Origin of the sequence: Janthinobacterium sp. 13 (assembly GCF_002749695.1) — a bacterium.
Taxonomy (GTDB): Bacteria; Pseudomonadota; Gammaproteobacteria; order Burkholderiales; family Burkholderiaceae_D; genus Janthinobacterium; species Janthinobacterium kumbetense.
Map to the genome: position 1 here is coordinate 5,306,306 of NZ_PEEQ01000001.1, position 16,537 is coordinate 5,322,842.

General features: G+C 66.5%; 11 protein-coding genes and 1 pseudogene. 9 read left to right on the forward strand and 3 right to left on the reverse strand.

What is annotated here, in order from left to right:
* Positions 1 to 185 precede the first annotated feature (185 nt).
* A pseudogene (ligD, locus tag CLU94_RS23400) lies at positions 186 to 1,088 on the forward strand (non-homologous end-joining DNA ligase); the annotation flags it as partial.
* Here ligD and CLU94_RS23405 read toward each other — a convergent pair.
* Together CLU94_RS23405 and CLU94_RS23410 are read right to left on the reverse strand one after the other, a co-directional pair.
* Positions 1,072 to 3,390 carry a PAS domain S-box protein gene (locus CLU94_RS23405; protein ID WP_099667385.1) on the reverse strand — a complete coding sequence of 773 codons (2,319 nt, stop codon included), beginning with the start codon at positions 3,388 to 3,390 and terminating at the stop codon, positions 1,072 to 1,074. The pseudogene ligD and the gene CLU94_RS23405 sit on opposite strands and share 17 nt — an antisense overlap.
* 155 nt (positions 3,391 to 3,545) lie before the next feature.
* Positions 3,546 to 4,535 carry an SDR family oxidoreductase gene (locus CLU94_RS23410; RefSeq protein ID WP_099667386.1) on the reverse strand — a complete coding sequence of 330 codons (990 nt, stop codon included), beginning with the start codon at positions 4,533 to 4,535 and terminating at the stop codon, positions 3,546 to 3,548.
* 126 nt (positions 4,536 to 4,661) lie between these two features.
* Between CLU94_RS23410 and CLU94_RS23415 the strand changes: the two genes are divergently transcribed.
* The 5 genes from CLU94_RS23415 to CLU94_RS23435 all read left to right on the forward strand — a co-directional run bounded on the left by CLU94_RS23415 (position 4,662) and on the right by CLU94_RS23435 (position 7,978).
* Positions 4,662 to 5,231 (forward strand): TetR/AcrR family transcriptional regulator, encoded by a 570-nt coding sequence (locus CLU94_RS23415; protein WP_099667387.1) that lies wholly within the window; start codon positions 4,662 to 4,664, stop codon positions 5,229 to 5,231.
* 67 nt (positions 5,232 to 5,298) lie between these two features.
* A complete protein-coding gene (locus CLU94_RS23420; RefSeq protein WP_099667388.1) occupies positions 5,299 to 6,939 on the forward strand; it encodes a SulP family inorganic anion transporter in 1,641 nt (546 codons plus the stop codon).
* On the forward strand, positions 6,936 to 7,325 hold the full coding sequence (locus CLU94_RS23425) for an Imm1 family immunity protein (RefSeq protein ID WP_099667389.1): 390 nt from the start codon (positions 6,936 to 6,938) through the stop codon (positions 7,323 to 7,325). The genes CLU94_RS23420 and CLU94_RS23425 overlap by 4 nt, the downstream gene beginning before the upstream one ends.
* 1 nt (position 7,326) lies before the next feature.
* The gene (locus tag CLU94_RS23430) at positions 7,327 to 7,611 is read left to right on the forward strand and encodes a hypothetical protein (RefSeq protein ID WP_099667390.1); all 285 of its coding nucleotides are present in this window, start codon (positions 7,327 to 7,329) and stop codon (positions 7,609 to 7,611) included.
* Entirely contained in the window at positions 7,601 to 7,978 is a 378-nt protein-coding gene (locus CLU94_RS23435) for a DUF2750 domain-containing protein (RefSeq protein WP_099667391.1), read from the forward strand. Before CLU94_RS23430 ends, CLU94_RS23435 begins: the two co-directional genes overlap by 11 nt.
* Before the next feature lie 102 nt (positions 7,979 to 8,080).
* On the opposite strand, the gene CLU94_RS23440 is transcribed toward CLU94_RS23435, so the two are convergent.
* On the reverse strand, positions 8,081 to 8,560 hold the full coding sequence (locus CLU94_RS23440) for a GNAT family N-acetyltransferase (RefSeq protein WP_099667392.1): 480 nt from the start codon (positions 8,558 to 8,560) through the stop codon (positions 8,081 to 8,083).
* A gap of 260 nt (positions 8,561 to 8,820) precedes the next feature.
* Here CLU94_RS23440 and CLU94_RS23445 point away from each other — a divergent pair, with 260 nt between their 5' ends.
* From CLU94_RS23445 to CLU94_RS23455, 3 genes are all read left to right on the forward strand, one after another.
* Positions 8,821 to 11,883: a sensor histidine kinase gene (locus CLU94_RS23445; RefSeq protein ID WP_143451516.1), complete on the forward strand. Its 3,063-nt coding sequence runs from the start codon at positions 8,821 to 8,823 to the stop codon at positions 11,881 to 11,883.
* Positions 11,880 to 14,045 (forward strand): sensor histidine kinase, encoded by a 2,166-nt coding sequence (locus tag CLU94_RS23450; protein WP_099667394.1) that lies wholly within the window; start codon positions 11,880 to 11,882, stop codon positions 14,043 to 14,045. The genes CLU94_RS23445 and CLU94_RS23450 overlap by 4 nt, the downstream gene beginning before the upstream one ends.
* 175 nt (positions 14,046 to 14,220) lie before the next feature.
* Entirely contained in the window at positions 14,221 to 16,443 is a 2,223-nt protein-coding gene (locus CLU94_RS23455) for a two-component system response regulator (RefSeq protein ID WP_099667395.1), read from the forward strand.
* Positions 16,444 to 16,537: the final 94 nt, after the last annotated feature.

A 16,537-nucleotide genomic window follows, 5' to 3' on the forward strand; every position in this document is an offset into this window, starting at 1 on the left:
CACTTACATTTGCCGGGGCAGGCGCTCTGTTAGCTGGCGTACCGCGCCAAGTGCCGCGGCGGCCCAGACTCAAGGCCACGCGCCGTTCCGGGGACGGTGTCAAGCTCAAATGCGGGCTGCGCCAGGAATTCGTCACCGGCGGCGGCCCGATCGACAGGGAGAAGACGATGCAGAACACCTCCACGCCGGACGGCGCCTTGCCGGCCAGTTTCAGGGTCAGCCATGCGGACCGGGTCATCGACAGGGACAGCGGCGCCAGGAAGATCGACCTGGTGCGCTATTACGCGCTGGTGGGCAAGCTGATGCTCGTGCATCTGCGCGGCCGGCCCGTGTCGCTCGTGCGTGCGCCGGCCGGCGTGGGCGGCGAGCTGTTCTTCCAGAAACATGCGGAGTCGTCGGCCATGCCCGGCGTCAAGCAGCTCGATGCCCGGCTGGACCCCGGACACCCGCCCATGCTGGCAGTGGCCAGCCTGCAAGGCTTGCTGGCGGCGGCGCAGTGGAATGTGGTGGAATTCCACACGCAAAATGCGCTGGCCAGCGCCTACGACACGCCGAACCGCCTGGTGTTCGACCTGGACCCGGGCAAGGGCGTGGCCTGGCCCGCCATCCGGGAAGCGGCCGTGCTGCTGCGTGCCTTTTTGACGCAGCTGGGCTTGCCCGCGTTCCTGAAAACCAGCGGCGGCAAGGGCTTGCACGTGGTCGTGCCGATCCGCCCGCAACACGACTGGGAGACGGTGAAGGCGTTTTCGCAAGCCATCGTGGCGCACATGGCGCAGCACATCCCGGCGCGTTTTGTCGTCAAGAGCGATCCCGCCAACCGGGTCGGCAAGATTTTCATCGATTATTTGCGCAATGGCCGGGGTGCCACCACCGTGTGCGCCTGGTCGGCCCGCACGCGTTCCGGGCTGGGCATTTCCGTGCCGCTGGCCTGGGATGAACTCGACCAGCTGAAAGCGGGCGACCAATGGAACGTGGGCAATGTCCACAGCCGTCTCGACGTGGGCAACGCGCCGTGGAATGGCTATGCGCGCAGCGCGAAGGGACTCGATGCGGCGATGAAAAAGCTGGCCTTCAGTCCTCTTGCCTGAACGGCAGGACGGCGCGCGCCAGCTGCAGCGCTTCCTCGATGGCCGCGTTGAGCAGGGTGATTTCGACGGGCTTGGTCAGGTAGCGGAAAAACCCCGCGGCCAGGCCATGCCGGATATCGCCCTTCATGGCATTCGCCGTCAGGGCGATGACGGGGATGTGCGCCGTGCGCGTATCGTTGCGCAGGATGCGCTGCGCCTGGTTGCCATTCATGCCGGGCAGGTTGATATCCATCAAGATCACGTCGGGGCGGCGTTCCAGCGCCAGCGCGATGCCCTGGCGCGCGTCGGTGGCCGAAATCAAGCGCAGGTGGGGCAGGAAGCTGACGATGTCTTCCACCAGGCGCAGGCTGGCCGGATTGTCTTCCACGTACAGCAGCAGCGCCTGGCCGCCGGCATCGTCCCCGGCGTCGACGGCATCGCCGGCGGCTACGGGCGGGCATTCCGTTTCCGCCTGCCCGGCGGGCGGCGCAGCCATCGTATCGAGTTCGATCCAAAACACGCTGCCCACGCCGAGGCAGCTGTGCACGCCCATGTTGCCGCCCATCAGCTCGACCAGGCGCTTGGTGACGACCAGGCCGATGCCCGTGCCTTCCTCGCTGCCCGCCTCCTGTCCCAGGCGGTTAAACGGCTGGAACAGTTCGGCCATCTGCGCATCGTCCAGTCCCTTGCCCGTGTCGCGGATGGCGATGCGCACGCGCTGCGCCTCGGGCTGCGAGACTTCCAGCTCCACCTTGCCGGCCGGCCGGTTGTACTTGATGGCGTTTGACAGCAGGTTCAGCAGCACTTGCTTGAGGCGCGTATGGTCGGCTCTGAGCGTCAGCGCCTCGCAGGCCGGAAACACCAGGTGAATCTGGCGCTGCTGCGCCTGTTCTTCCACCATCACGCGCACCTCCTCGATCAGCGCGGGCAGCGTCACCGCTTCCATCGACAGGCTCAGGCTGCCCGATTCGATCTTCGCCAGGTCGAGGATTTCATTGATCAGGGTGAGCAGGTGGCGGCCCGAGGTGACGATGTTTTGCACGAAGGTGCGCTTTTGCAGTGCGGTCGCGGGCAGGGCTTCATTGGCCAGCAGCTGGGCGAAACCGAGGATGGCGTTCAGCGGCGTGCGCAATTCATGCGACATGCTGGTGAGAAAGCGGTCCTTCGCCTGGCTGGCCCGTTCCAGCTCGATTTTCTGTTCGTTCAGCGTGCGCTCGATGCGCTTGCGCTCCGTGATGTCGCGGATGGCCGACGAAACCAGCATGCCTTCCTCCGTTTCCAGCGGCGACAGGCTGATTTCGACGGGAAATTCGGTGCCGTCGCGGCGCAAGCCGTACAGTTCCAGCCCCGCGCCCATGGAGCGGGCGCGCGGCGCCGTGGAAAAGGCCTGGCGGTGGCGCGGATGGTCGGTCGCGTAGCGGGCCGGGATCAGCACTTCCACATTGCGCCCAAGCAACTCCGCGCGCGAGTAGCCGAACAGGCGTTCCGTTTGCGAGTTGACGAGCACGATCTCGCCATCGCCGTTGACGATGACGATGGCGTCCGGCGCCGATTCGAGCAAGCCGCGGAACTTTTGCTCGGCCCGGCGGCGGTCGCTGACATCGCGGATGGCGCTGATGACGAAGGTGCCGATTTCCGTCTGGATGGGCGAGAGGCTGATTTCCACGGGGAATTCGACGTTGTCCTTGCGCAAGCCCAGCAATTCCAGGTCGGCGCCCATGGTGCGCGTGCGCGGCTGGTCGAAATAGCGCGCGCGGTGCCCCACGTGGGCATGGCGCAGGCGCTGCGGCAGCAGGCTATCGATTTGCCTGCCGCTCAATTCGCCTTCTTCGTAGCCGAACAGGTGCTGCGCCTGCTGGTTGGCCAGCACGATGGCGCCCGTCGCATTGACCATGATGACGCTGTCCGGCGTCGACTCGAACAGCACGCGGTAGCGCACGTCGACGAACTGGGCGTCGCGCGCCGCCTTCAGCAAGGTCGTGTCCTTCATGGTGGAAATCAGGTAGCGGGGGCCGTCCGGCGCGGCTTGTGCGGCCTGGCAAGCCACGTCGACGTAGATGAGTTCGCCATCCTTGCGCCGCCGCAGCGATTCGCGGTCGTAGCTGCCGTGCAGGGCCAGCTGTTCGGCGATCAGCGGGCCTGCCTCGGCCTGTCCCGGCAGCGAGATCAGTTCCCACAGCGTGCGGCCCAGCGTTTCGTCGCTGGCATAGCCGAAAATGCGCTGCGCCCCGGCCGTCCAGCGCACGACGACATGGTCTTCGTTCGTGATGACAACGCCGCCAGGGGCGCCGCTGAGGATAAGCTGATCTAACTCGGCATCCATTTTTCCGTACGCATGACAGGGCTTGCCGGGTGGCAGGCTGTGTGCATAACGTAGCGAGAAGCCTGCTCAAAGTCAATGCATTTATCTTCCTGGCGATGCGCCTGCAGCGGGTGCGTGGTTCAGGCCGTCTTGCGCAAGTTCCCGCGCGCCATCGCTCAATCCCCTGCGCTGCCGGTGACGGGCAGGACGATGCCGCTGATGTAGCTGGAACAGGCGGGCGAGGCCAGGAAGACGTAGGCGGGCGACAGTTCCTCGGGCTGGGCCGGGCGGCGCATGTCCGTGTCCGCGCCGAATTGCCGGATGTCCTCGGGCGACTTGTCGGCCGGGTTGAGGGGCGTCCACACGGGGCCGGGCGCGATGGCGTTGACGCGGATGCCCTTGTCCATCAAGTTGCCGGCCAGCGCCATGGTAAATGCGTGGATGGCGCCCTTGGTGGTGGAATAGTCGAGCAAGTGCTTCGAGCCGCGCAAGCCCGTCACGGAGCCCGTGTTGATGATGGACGCACCGCGCTGCAAGTGGGGCAGCACGGCCTTGGCCATGTGAAAGTAGCCGTAGACATTGGTTTTCATGGTGAGGTCGAAGCGTTCCTCGCTCAGCTCCAGCAGCGATTCGGCGTGTTCCTGGAAGGCGGCGTTGTTGACCAGCACGTCGATATGGCTGAACTTGTCCAGTACCTGGCTGACGGCTTGCTGGCAAAAGCCCTGGTCGCGCACGTCGCCGGCAATCAACAGGCAGCTCTGGCCTTCCGCTTCCACGTAGCGCTTGGTTTCGTGGGCGTCCGCGTGCTCGTTCAGGTAAATGATGGCGACATCGGCCCCTTCGCGCGCGTACAGCACGGCCACGGCGCGGCCGATGCCCGAATCGCCGCCCGTGACGATGGCCACCATGCCGGCCAGCTTGCCGCTGCCGCAGTAGTCGGGCGCCAGGAAGCGCGGTTTCAGCTGCATCTGCCCTTCGACGCCCGGCTTGTCCAGGTGCTGGGCGGGCAGGGGAGGCGCAGGCTGGCTGCGGCTCCCCGTCTGCACGGGCGGCTTGCTATCCCGTTTGTCTTGCCTGGCGGCATCGGGCTGTTTATCTTTCTGATCTTGCTCCTGCTGGATGCTGCGCTGCAAATTGCCGGCGGACTGGTCCTTGTTCTCGTTCATGCTGGCCTCCCTGGAAACGACTATCCAGTATCGGCGCGGCACCCGCATCGCACGGTGCGCTTGCTAACAGAGTGGCGCAAACGGGCGCAAAGTTATATGATGGTTGACATAAATGTGGGAGGCAGCATGAAAGTGAGCAGGGAGCAGGCGGCGCTGAACCGCGAGCGCATCGTGGAGGTGGCGGCAAGATTGTTCCGCGAAAAGGGTTACGACGGCATCGGCGTGGCCGACCTGATGAAGAACGCGGGCCTCACGCATGGCGGCTTCTATGGCCATTTCGCGTCCAAGGAAGACTTGATGATCGAGGCGTGCCAGCATGCCTTGAATAAGTCGCTGGAAGGCTGGCGGGCGAAGGTCGCCAGCGACCCGCAGCGGGCGCTGCCGGCGATTATCGACAACTACCTCACCCCGAAACACCGCGACCAGCCCGGCGGCGGCTGCCCGGCGGCGGCCATGGGCGTCGACGTGGCGCGCATGTCGCCCGGCGCGCGTCCCGCGTTTACCCAGGCCACGCAGCAGCAGTTCGCCTTGCTGCAGGGCTTGCTGCCCGACGGCGCGCCGGAAGAGCAGCGCCAGCAGGCCATCGCCACGTTTGCCGCCATGGTGGGCGCCATGGTGCTGGCCCGTTCCGTCGATGACGAGTCCCTGTCGGGGGAAATCCTCGACGCCGTGAAGGCGCAATTGCTGCAAGACTGATCCCGTGCCCCCTGTCAGCCGGCCTCGTTGCATGATAGGCTTCGGTTTTCAGATTTCGGGATCATTCATGCTGCTCTGGCTCAGGCAATACCGGCGTCCTCTGTTGGCCGGAGACATCACCGCCGGTATCGTGGTCGCCATGATGATGGTGCCGCAAGGCATGGCTTACGCGCTGGTGGCCGGCTTGCCGCCCGTGGTGGGCATCTACGCCAGCATCCTGCCGCCCGTGCTGTACGCCCTGTTCGGCAGCAGCATGACGCAATCGGTGGGCCCCATGGCCATCGTTTCCCTGATGACGGCCGCCGCCCTGGCGCCGCTGGCCGACCCCGGCTCCTCCCTGTATATCGTGCTGGCCGCCCAACTGGCCTTCATCAGCGGCCTCGTCCTGCTGCTGTGCGGCGTGCTGCGCCTGGGCTTCATGGCCAGTTTCCTGTCGCGCCCCGTGATCAGCGGTTTCAGCAATGGCGCCGCGATATTGATCATCTGGGGGCAGATCACGCCCTTGCTGGGGGCGACGCTTTCCCACTGGCATGCGCCCAGCCTCGTGCTTGGATTGTCCGGCCTGCTGTTCCTGTGGCTGGCCAAGCGGTACGCGTCGCGCCTGCTGCGGCGCTGCGGCCTGAACCAGGTGGCGGCCGACGTGGGCGCGCGCCTGGCGCCGATGGCGCTGGTGCTGGCCGGCATCGCGCTTGTCGCCTATGGCGGCCTGGAAGCGATGGGCGTGCAGACGACGGGCCACGTGCCCAGCGGCTTGCCGGGCCTGAACCTGGCCACCTCCGGCGCCCATTGGCGCACTTTGCTGTCGCCAGCGCTCCTGATCGCCTTCATCATCTTCCTGATGAGCATGTCCGCCGCACAGACCCTGGCGCAAAAACGGGGCGAAAAGCTGCATACCAACCGCGAACTGCTGGGCCTGGGCGCGGCCAACGTGGCCAGCGCGCTGTCGGGCGGCTTTCCCGTCACGGGGTCGATTTCGCGCTCGGCCGTCAATTTCCAGGCGGGCGCCAACACGCCGCTGGCCAGCATCATCACGGCCGGCCTGCTGGCGCTGGCGCTGGTGGCGCCCACGGGCTGGCTGGCCCTGCTGCCGCTGCCCGTGCTGGCGGCCACCATCATCTTCGCCGTGTCCAGCCTGCTGGACTGGGATACCTTGAAACTGTCGTGGCGCTACGACCGCAGCGATGCGCTGGCCCTGCTGGCGACGACGGCCGGCGTGCTGGTGCTGGGCGTGGAAGCGGGCGTGGTGATTGGCGTGCTGTTGTCGATGGGCACCCTGATCTGGCGCGCCAGCCGCCCGCACATCGCCGTGCTGGGGCGTATCCCGAACAGTGAGCACTTCCGCAACGTGGAGCGCTATGAAGCGCAAACCTTGCCGGACGTCTTGCTGTTGCGCATAGATGCGGGCTTGTTCTTCGGCAATGTCGAGGCCGTGACGGAGAGGGTGGAAGACGAATTGCGCGGCCACCCGACGGCGCGCCACCTGGTGCTGGTGCTGTCAGCCGTCAACCAGATCGACAGCACGGCCTTGCTGGGCTTGATCGAACTCAACAGCGCGCTGGCCAAGCGCGGCATCAGCCTGAACCTGGCCGAAGTGAAGGGACCCGTGATGGACCGTTTGCGCCAGAGCAGCTTATTGAAAGATCTGAGCGGCAAGCTCTACCTGAGCACGGCGCTGGCGACAAACGATTTGAGCGGGAGCAAGACATGACGATGGAATTGAATCTGCATGGCGAACCGCGCGCCGTTGACACCATTGCTGCGCTGGAGCAGGCGCTGCAGGAGGCGCGCGCGCTGGCCCAGTGCGAACTGTGGCTGACCCTGGCCATGGATGCGGAGCAGGGCCCGGCCCTGTGCATGCTGCGCAATGGCGGCAATGCCTGGCTGATGTATCTGTCGGGACAGGGCGACCTGAGTTTTCACTCGCTGGGCGACGAAGAGGCGGACGGCGCCTGCAGTTACCTGCTGGCAAATGGCCAGGTGGACGAGTATCCGGAAGCGTGGTGCGTGGAGGTGGAAGAATGCCAGCACGCCTTCGCTGCGTTTTTCAGGACAGGCGGGGCGCGGCCGGCCGCCATCGAATGGGAGGCCGATTGACATGCCGCAAACCATCATCGCCGACATCGACAAGGACTTGCTGGCCGCGCTGGACGCCAGGGCAGAGTTATTGACGCTGCACGCCATCCTGCTGCGCTACCGCGCCAGCGGCGTGACGGCGCAGCAAGTGGCCGCCTTGCTGCAGGAATTGCGCCCGTCTATGGAGGACGGCGCTCAGGAAGGGCCGCTGGAAGACGTGATACTGGACGCCCTCGACATGGTGACGGGCTGGTGCACGCCGCAGCTGCGGGTATGGGACGAGGCAGGAGGCGAGCATGCATCCTGACAAGTTCAAGCAGGTGGCGGGGCTGCCGTCCGCCGAGCGTCATGCCTACTTTGTGCGCAAGGTGGCCGATACGCAAGAAGTGTGGGGCTTGCACCATGACGGCTGGGCCACGGCGCAGCTTGACGGCAAGGTGGCGATACCGTTCTGGCCGGAAGCGGCATTCGCGCAAGCGTGCGCCAGCGGCGACTGGGAACATTTCCAGCCGCGTGCCATCGCTCTCGATGATTTTCTGGCTAAATGGCTGCCCGGCATGGCGGAGAATAAACAGCTGGCTTTCGTGTTTCCCGTGCCGCAAGGCAGCGCCAGCGTCGCGGCGCCTGCCGATTTGCTGAGCGATGTGCAACATGAATCAGAGCAATATGAATGAGGGCAAGGAACGCCTGGACGCGTGGTACGACGGCTCGGCCATCTGCCTGATCGCCGTCGGCGCGCAACGAGTCCGAAGCTGCTGCGATGGGCGATTGACGGCTCAGGCGGCCGCCAGCGCCTTTTCCATCGCCATGCTGGCCAGGCTGATGCCGCTGGGGTGGGCATACGCTTCCTCGCGCAAGGAAATAAACCCTGCGGCCCGGTAAAACGGCACGGCATTGAGCGATGCGGACAGGTGCAGGCACGCAATGCCGTGCCCGCGCGCCAATTGCTCCAGCGCCGCCAGCAGCCGCTTGCCGATGCCGAGTCCCGCGCGCGCCGGATCGACGAACACGGCCTCCACTTCCTGCTTGTCCGCATCGAGCATGGCATAGCCGGCAATGGCCTCGCCCTGCATCGCCACGACGCCGCCACCCGCGGCCAGCATGGCGGCATACGCCCGCGGCACAGGCGTAGCCGTCCACGCAGTAATTTGCTCCGGCGCATAATGCATGGCGCAACTGACGCGCACGGCTACCGTGCGCAGGGCCCACAGGGCGTCGATATCCGAATCAAGGGCGGGACGCAGGGTGATGGTCATGGACGCTTTCCGGGCAAAAGGCCATGCTAGCGCAATGGCTGGCATGGCGCCAGCAAGAGTTCATGCCGCGCTCAGCCAGCAGATGACCGGCGGCGCCTGGGTCATATAGAAAGACATGGCGATCACCAAAAGATTGCCCTAAGGAATAGACTTGCCCCTGCAGTTGACGTTATCATGTTTTTGTAAGTGTCGGTGGCTGAGCAGTCAGCGCATAGTTGAAACATGGTGACAGGCGGGGGTGAGCATGGGCATGGCGAAGGATGCGTGAGGTGCCTGGCGGCGGGCTGGGCAGGGCAGCGGTGCGCCGCTGTGGCTGCGCATTGCTGCTGGTATGCTGTGTTGCCGCGGCCCCGGCCGCCGTGCCGGCCGCGACGCCGGACTCGGCGGCGCCGCACCAGGGGCAGCGGGTGCTGTTTCTCAACGCTTACGATTACGGCCGCGCCGGTGTGGAATCGTACACGCGCACCTATGTGGCCGCCATGGCCGCTGCGGGCCTGGCCAGCGAAGACATCATGGTCGAGCACCTGAACCTGAATACCCAGGGCGACCCGGCGCTGCGCAATGAGATGCGCGATTTGTTGCTTTTAAGATACACCAGGATGATGGGCCGCAAGGCCGACCTGATCATCGCCATGCAGCAGCCGGCGCTCGATTTGCTGCTGTCGGACTTGGCGCCGCTGGCGCGCGGCGTGCCCGTGCTGGCGATCAATACCTCGGGCAAGGCCTTGCCGGCCGGTAGCCCGTCTTCCATCTGGCAGCAAAAGGCGAACGTCGATTTTGCCGGCACGCTGGCGCAAGCCATGGCGCTGTTCCCGGAGACCAAAACCATCGTCATGGCCGTCGGCGCCAGCGAGGCCGACCAGGCCCTGAAGCGCAACATGCAGCAGGCGGCGCAGGCGTGGCAGGGCAAGGTGGCCATGCGCTACCTCGATGACCTGAGCCTGGAACAGATGCGCGCGGCCGTGGCGCGCTTGCCCGCCGATACGCTGCTGGTGGCGGGCAATGTCAACCGCGACGTGGACGGCAACATCGCCACGCCGGTGCAGTTTGCCGCCCAACTGGCGCGGCTGGCCAATGTGCCCGCCTTTGGCATGTATAACGCGACGGTCGGCAAGGGCATCCTGGGTGGCTCCATCCTGCACATCGAGCGGGCCGCGCAGCAGGTGGCGCAGATGTCGCTGGCCGTGTTGGCCGGCAAGGCGCCTGCCGCGCCGGGCGCCCTGCTGCCGCCGGCGCACCCGGTGCCCATGTATGACTGGGAACAGCTGCAGCGCTGGGATGCGGATATCAGCCGACTGCCGCCGCACACCCTGTTCTTCAACCGTCCGCCGCAACTGTGGCACGAGCACCGCGTCGCCGTGCTGTCGGCCGGCGCCGTATTTCTCGCCATGGCGTGCATGCTGAGCGCCTTGCTGCTGCAGCGCCGCCGCCTGCGCCGCGCCGAGAGCGATGCGCGCGAAAGCGAGCAGCGCTTCCGCATCCTCGTCGAGCATGCGCCCGAAGCCATCGTCGTATATGACCTGGACCTGGACCGCTTCATCGACGCCAACAGCAGCGCGCAGCGCATGCTGGGGATGTCGCGCGAAGCGCTGCTGGCGCGCGGGCCGTTCGACCTGTACACGGGCGAGCAGCCCGATGGCCTGCCGCTGGGACTGATGATGGAAGAGCATCTGCGCCGCGCCATGCTGGGGGAACCCATCCTGGTCGAGCGCAATGTGCGGCGCGCCGACGGCAGCATCTTTCCCTGCGAAGTGCGGCTGGTGCGCTTGCCGATGGAAGGGCGGCGCCTGGTGCGCAGCGGCATCGTCGACATTTCCGAGCGCAAGCACAGCGAGCAGGAACTGCTCGGCTACCGCGACCACCTGGAAGAGCTGGTGCAGCAGCGCACGGCGGCCCTGTCGGTGGCCGTCACCGAGGCTGAATCAGCGAACCGCGCGAAAAGCGTCTTCCTGGCCAACATGAGCCACGAATTGCGCACGCCCTTGAATTCCGTGATCGGTTTTTCGCAGATGATGGCCGATTCGAGCAGCATGTTCGAGGAAGAAAAGCATAACCTGGCCATCATCAACCGCGCCGGCCATCATTTGCTGACCTTGATCAACGATATCCTCGAATTGTCGAAGATCGAGGCGGGCCGCATGCAGCTGCAAGCGGGGCCCGTGGACTTGAACGGCTTGCTCGACGAGGTACTCGAGATGGTGCGCATGCGCTCCGGCGACCAGGGCATCGCGCTGCGGCTGGAGCGTTCCGGCGTGCCGCCGCTGGTGCGCCTCGACGGCGCCAAGCTGCGCCAGGTGCTGCTCAATTTGCTGTCGAATGCGCTCAAGTTCATCGAGCAGGGCAGCGTGACCCTGTCGCTGGCCTGCCAGGCAGACGATGATGGGCAAGTGGCGCTGGCGTTTGCCGTGCGCGATACGGGCAGCGGCATCGCGCAAGAGGACCTGGAACGCATCTTCGAACCGTTCGTGCAGGCCGACAGCGCCGTGGCGCAGGCCGGCACGGGACTGGGGCTGACCATTTCGCGCGAATTCGTGCGCCTGATGGGCGGCGAGCTGCGCGTCGAGTCGACCTTGGGGGCCGGCTCCGTGTTCCACTTCGACTTGCGCGCCCCCTGCGTGCAGTGCCCTGCCGCCGCACCGCTGGCGCCGGGCCGCGTGGCGCGCCTGCCGGCGGGCCAGCGCGGGCGCACGGTGCTGCTGGTCGACGATGACGACAACTGCCGCAAGCTGCTGGCCGGCTTGCTGGCGCCGCTGGGCTTCCAGCTGCAGGAGGCTGCCGGCGGCGTGCAGGCGCAAGCCATGCTGGCGGCGCAGCGCTACGACATCGTGCTCAGCGACTGGCGCATGCCGGACATGGACGGCCTGGCGCTGACGCGCTGGCTGCGCGCGCAACCGGCGCTGGTGCAGCCGCGCCTGGTGATCATGACCGCCTCCGCCTTCGAGGAAGAAAAGCAGGAGGCGCTGGCCGCCGGCGCCGACGGCTTCCTGCGCAAGCCGATCGAACAGGAACACCTGTTCGCCATGCTGGAGCAGCAACTGGGCGTGCGCTTCCAGCGCACCGCCGCCGCGCCGCCGCGCGTGCCGGCGGCCGCCTTCGACCTGCAGCAGGCGCTGGGCCAGCTGGGCGCGGCCGAACGGCAGGCGCTGCTCGAATCCGTGCGGGCCCTCGATTTGCGGCGCAGCGCCATCGTGCTGGCCGGCGTGGCGACCAGCCTGCCGCAGCTGGCTGCGCACATCGCCGCCATGCTGGAACAGCATCAGTACCAGCCGCTGTGCGCCTTGCTGGCGCAGCTGGCCAGCGAACCACAGGGCGAAGACGCATGATGGTTCACGCATCCAAGGGCGCGCGCCTGGGCGGCGTCTCCATCGTGCTGGCCGTCAGCGTGGCGCTGACCTTTGTCGTCACCGCGCTGCTGCTGGTGTTTGCCGTGCTGTTTTACCAGTCCGAACGCGAGCAGCGCTGGCAGCAGCTGCACCGCAGCCTGGCCCTGAGCGCGGACCAGCTGGCCGTGGCCATCGAACTGCCCTTGTGGAATCTCGATGAAAAGCAGATGCAGGCCATCATGCGCAGCACGCTGGGCAAGCGCGACCTGGTGGCCAGCTCCCTGACGCCGGGCATCGGCAAGGAAGCGCTGGTGCTGCGCCGCACCGCGACCGGCGCCATCGGCAGTTTTTCCTCGCTGTCCGCGGAACCCGGCTGGCTGGTGCAGCGGCGCCCCGTGACGATGGGCGGGCAAGTCATCGGCAACGTGGCCGTGTATGCGACGCCGGCCCTGCTGCACGCGCAGCTGCGGCAACGCGCGCTGGGCATCGGCGCCATGATCGTGGCGCTCGACGTGATCCTGGTGGCCAGCATCTGGCTGCTCATGTGGTGTCTGATGCTCAAGCCCCTGAAGGCCATCGGCCAGTATGCGGCCGGCGTCCAGGCAGGGCAGAGCGAAGCGGCCGGCACCCCGCCGAAAGCGTGGTTCCTGGGCGAGCTGCGCACGCTGTACCGTTCCATCCGCGACATGGTGGCGCTGCTCGACAGCCGCTACCGCGCCTTGCAGCGCAGCGAGGAGCGCGTGCAGATGGCCACCGGCGCGGCCAGCATCGGCATCTGGGACTGGAACGTCATCAACGATGCCTTGCAGTGGGACGAGCAGATGTATGCGCAGTTCAAGGCCGATGCGGACAGCACGATGGCGCCGGCGGCGATCTGGCGCGCGGCGCTGATGCCGGACGACGTGCCGGCCGCCAAGGAGGCCCTGCGCGCCGCGCTGGGCGCCGGCCAGGCCTTCACGCACGAGTACCGCATCCTGTGGCCCGATGGCGCCATCCGCTACATCAAGGCCGATGCCGTGATCTTCCGCGACGGGCAGGGGCGGCCCATGCGCCTGGTGGGTTCGAACTACGACATCACGGCGCACCGCGAGGCCGAACTGGAACTGCTGCGCCACCGCCATCACCTGGAAGAACTGGTGGCCGAGCGCACGAGCGCCCTGTCGGTGGCCGTCAGCCAGGCGCAGGCGGCGAACCGCGCCAAGAGCACCTTCCTGGCGAACATGAGCCACGAACTGCGCACGCCCTTGAATTCCGTGATCGGCTTTTCGCGCCTGATGGCCGCCTCGCCGAACATGCAGGACGATGAAAAGCGCAACCTGGCCATCATCCACCGCTCCGGCAATCATTTATTGACGTTGATCAATGAAATCCTCGAACTGTCGAAGGGCGAGGCGGGGCGCCTGCACGCGCAGACGGCCGTGGTGGCGCTGGCGCCCCTGCTGCAGGAAGTGATGGACATGCTGGGCATGCGCGCCGAGCAGCAGGGGCTGGCCTTGCGCCTCGATTGCGCCGACGTGCCGGCGGCCGTGCTGCTCGACGCGACGCGTTTGCGCCAGGTGCTGCTGAACCTGATGTCGAACGCCGTCAAGTTTGCCGGCGGCGGCGAGGTCGCCTTGCGCGTGCGCGGCGAGCGGCGCGATGACGCCACGTGGCGCCTGTCGTTCGCCGTCAGCGACACGGGCATCGGCATCGCCCCGGAAGACCAGCAGCGCATCTTCGAGCCTTTCGTGCAGGCCGACAGCGCGGGACCGAAGGATGGCACGGGCCTGGGCTTGGCCATCTCGCGCGAATTCGTGCAATTGATGAAAGGCGAACTGACGGTGGAATCCATGCCGGGGCAGGGCGCCACCTTCCGTTTCAGCATACCCGCGCAGGCGGCCGAGGCGCCCGTGGCGGCGCCCGTGCCGCTGCCCGTGGCGCCGGCGCCCGAGGCGCCGCCGGCATTGCGGGCGCAAGACTTGCTGCTGCTGGCCGGGGAAGAGCGCGCCGCCTTGCTGGTGGCGCTGCGCGAATTGAACCTGGCCAGGGTGGCACTGTTGCTGGGCGCCTTGCCGCCGGCGGCCGCGCCCGTGCTGGCGCCGCTGCAGGCGATGCTTGACCAGCATCAATACCGTCAGCTGTGCGACTTGCTGGAGAATGAGGGCGCGCTGGCGCACGCTTGAAAAGTGTGGGCTGACAACATCGGATTCGCTGAAAAGACGGACTAAGTGCCGCCGATGGATGGTGCTAAATTGCAATAAAGATTATGATGATAGTACGTAGTTCATCGCAAAGAAATGTCTTGTCCAGCGCGGCAACGGACCGCCGCGCCTCATCCAAAGCTGAGAGAACTGCTACATGCACCGCGATTTTTCGGAAGTGAATTCGAAGGGCGAAGTACTGATCGTTGAAGATACGCCGGCTTCGCTGAAGCTGTTGAGCGATTTGCTGGGCGGCGCCGGCTATGCGGTGCGCCAGGCGCCGAACGGCGAACTGGCCCTGTGGACGGCCCAGGCGCGCCCGCCCGAGCTGATCCTGCTCGACGTGCGCATGCCCGGCCTCGACGGCTTTGAAGTGTGCCGCCGCCTGAAGGAGATACCGTCGCTGCGCCAGGTGCCGGTGATCTTCCTGTCGGCCCAGTACGACACGGACGACAAGGTGCGCGGCTTCGCGCTGGGCGCCGTCGATTTCATCGCCAAACCCTTCCAGGCCGAGGAAATCCTGGCCCGCACGGACGCCCACGTGCGCCTGGCGCGGGCGCAGCTGCAGCTGGCGCAGGAGCGCGCCAACCTGGAACGGCGCGTGGCCGAACGCACGGCCGAACTGGAGCAGGTGGCCAGCACCTTGGCGCGCGAAGTGCAGATCCGCCGCGCCAATGAGGAATTGCTGCGCCTGTCGGGCCAGGTCTTCGAAGCGACGCAGGACGCCATCCTGATCACCGATCCGGCCGGCGTCATCGTCACGGCCAACCCCGCCTTTACGCGCATCACCGGCTACGCGGCGCAGGAAGTGGTGGGCACGGACATTTTGCGCCTGCACGCCGAATACACGGGCGAGGCGGTGCTGCTGGCCCTGCGCCAGGGCTTGCGCAGCAGCGGCTGCTGGTCGGGCGAGGTGCAGACGCGGCGCAGGAGCGGCGACACCTATCCCTGCCTGCTCAGCGTCTCCACCGTGCACGGCCCCGACGGCGCCGTCGTCAACTACATCGGCGTCTTCCTCGACATCAGCGAGCGCAAGGCCGAGCAGCATCTGATCGATTTCCTCTCCTACCACGACGCGTTGACGGGCTTGCCGAACCGCGTGCTGCTGCGCGAGCGCTTCGAACAGGCGCGCGCGAACGCCCTGCGCGACGGCCAGCAAGTGGTGCTGATGTGCCTGGACCTGGACCGCTTCAAGAACATCAACGATTCGCACGGCCAGGCCGTGGGCGACAAGGCGCTGCAAGTGGTGGCGCGTTTCCTGTCCGGCTGCGTGCGCGAAGGCGACACGGTGGTGCGCCAGGGCGGCGACGAATTCCAGATCCTGCTGCAGGACGATGCCCTGCTGGGGCGCACGCTTGCGCTGGCGCAAACCATCCTGGCCGGCTTGCGCGAGGAACTCAGCGTCGATGGCGAGCGCCTGGCGCTGACGACCAGCATCGGCATCGCCATGTGCCCGGCCGACGGCGACAGCCTCGACGACGTGCTGCGCCACGCCGACACGGCCCTCGTGCGCGCCAAGGAAATGGGGCGCGACCATTACGCCTTCTTCACGGAGCGCATGGGCAGCGACATCCGCGCCCGCCTGGCGATGCAGCAGCAGCTGCGCGGCGCCATCGGCCGTGATGAATTCGAAGTGCACTACCAGCCGCAGATGTGCTTGCGCACGGGCGCCTTGCTGGGCGCGGAAGCCTTGCTGCGCTGGGATAACCCGGTGCTGGGCAAGGTGCCGCCCGGCCTGTTCATCGCGCTGGCCGAGGAATATGGCTCGATCACGGCCATCGGCGAATGGGTGCTCGAAAGCGTCTGCGCGCAAATCCGCGCCTGGCACGACGCGGGCCTGGGCAGCATCAAGGTGGCCGTCAACCTGTCCGGCAAGCAGTTCGCGCAAGACCGCACGGTGCCGTTCGTCGAGGCGGCCTTGCGCAAATACGCCATTGCGCCCGCCTGCCTGGGCATCGAAATCACGGAAAGCACGGTGATGGGCGACCCGGACAAGGCGGTGGCGGCCCTGACGCGCCTGAAGGATATCGGCGTGGGCATTTCGCTCGACGACTTCGGCACCGGCTATTCCAGCCTCGGCTACCTGAAACGCTTCCCCATCGACGTGCTGAAGATCGACAAATCGTTCGTCGACGACGTCACCACCAGCAGCAGCGATGCGGCCATCGCCCGTTCCGTCATCTCGCTGGCGCACAACCTGGACATGCGCGTCATCGCCGAAGGCGTGGAAACGCGCGAGCAGGTGGATTTTTTGACGGAACACGGCTGCGACGAAATGCAGGGCTATTATTTCAGCCGCCCCCTGGCCGCGGAAGCCTTCACGGCGCTGCTGCGCGAACGGCGCGTGCTGACGGTGGCGCCGGCAGCCGTGTCGGCATAAGCACACCCCGCGCCGCGCCTGCACTGTAATTGCACTGATATGGTGCGGGCGCCGCAATGCGGTGCATGATTCTCACGTTTCTTCCCTCTGACGC

What these genes read in the sequence shown, in the direction of transcription:
- CLU94_RS23455 (WP_099667395.1), top strand. Translation starts at nt 14,221, where the DNA reads ATGCACCGCGATTTTTCGGAAGTGAATTCGAAGGGCGAAGTACTGATC.
- CLU94_RS23425 (WP_099667389.1), top strand. Translation starts at nt 6,936, where the DNA reads ATGACGATGGAATTGAATCTGCATGGCGAACCGCGCGCCGTTGACACC.
- CLU94_RS23450 (WP_099667394.1), top strand. Translation starts at nt 11,880, where the DNA reads ATGATGGTTCACGCATCCAAGGGCGCGCGCCTGGGCGGCGTCTCCATC.
- CLU94_RS23420 (WP_099667388.1), top strand. Translation starts at nt 5,299, where the DNA reads ATGCTGCTCTGGCTCAGGCAATACCGGCGTCCTCTGTTGGCCGGAGAC.
- CLU94_RS23405 (WP_099667385.1), bottom strand. Translation starts at nt 3,390, where the DNA reads ATGGATGCCGAGTTAGATCAGCTTATCCTCAGCGGCGCCCCTGGCGGC.
- CLU94_RS23445 (WP_143451516.1), top strand. Translation starts at nt 8,821, where the DNA reads ATGCGTGAGGTGCCTGGCGGCGGGCTGGGCAGGGCAGCGGTGCGCCGC.
- CLU94_RS23440 (WP_099667392.1), bottom strand. Translation starts at nt 8,560, where the DNA reads ATGACCATCACCCTGCGTCCCGCCCTTGATTCGGATATCGACGCCCTG.
- CLU94_RS23435 (WP_099667391.1), top strand. Translation starts at nt 7,601, where the DNA reads ATGCATCCTGACAAGTTCAAGCAGGTGGCGGGGCTGCCGTCCGCCGAG.
- CLU94_RS23410 (WP_099667386.1), bottom strand. Translation starts at nt 4,535, where the DNA reads ATGAACGAGAACAAGGACCAGTCCGCCGGCAATTTGCAGCGCAGCATC.
- CLU94_RS23415 (WP_099667387.1), top strand. Translation starts at nt 4,662, where the DNA reads ATGAAAGTGAGCAGGGAGCAGGCGGCGCTGAACCGCGAGCGCATCGTG.
- CLU94_RS23430 (WP_099667390.1), top strand. Translation starts at nt 7,327, where the DNA reads ATGCCGCAAACCATCATCGCCGACATCGACAAGGACTTGCTGGCCGCG.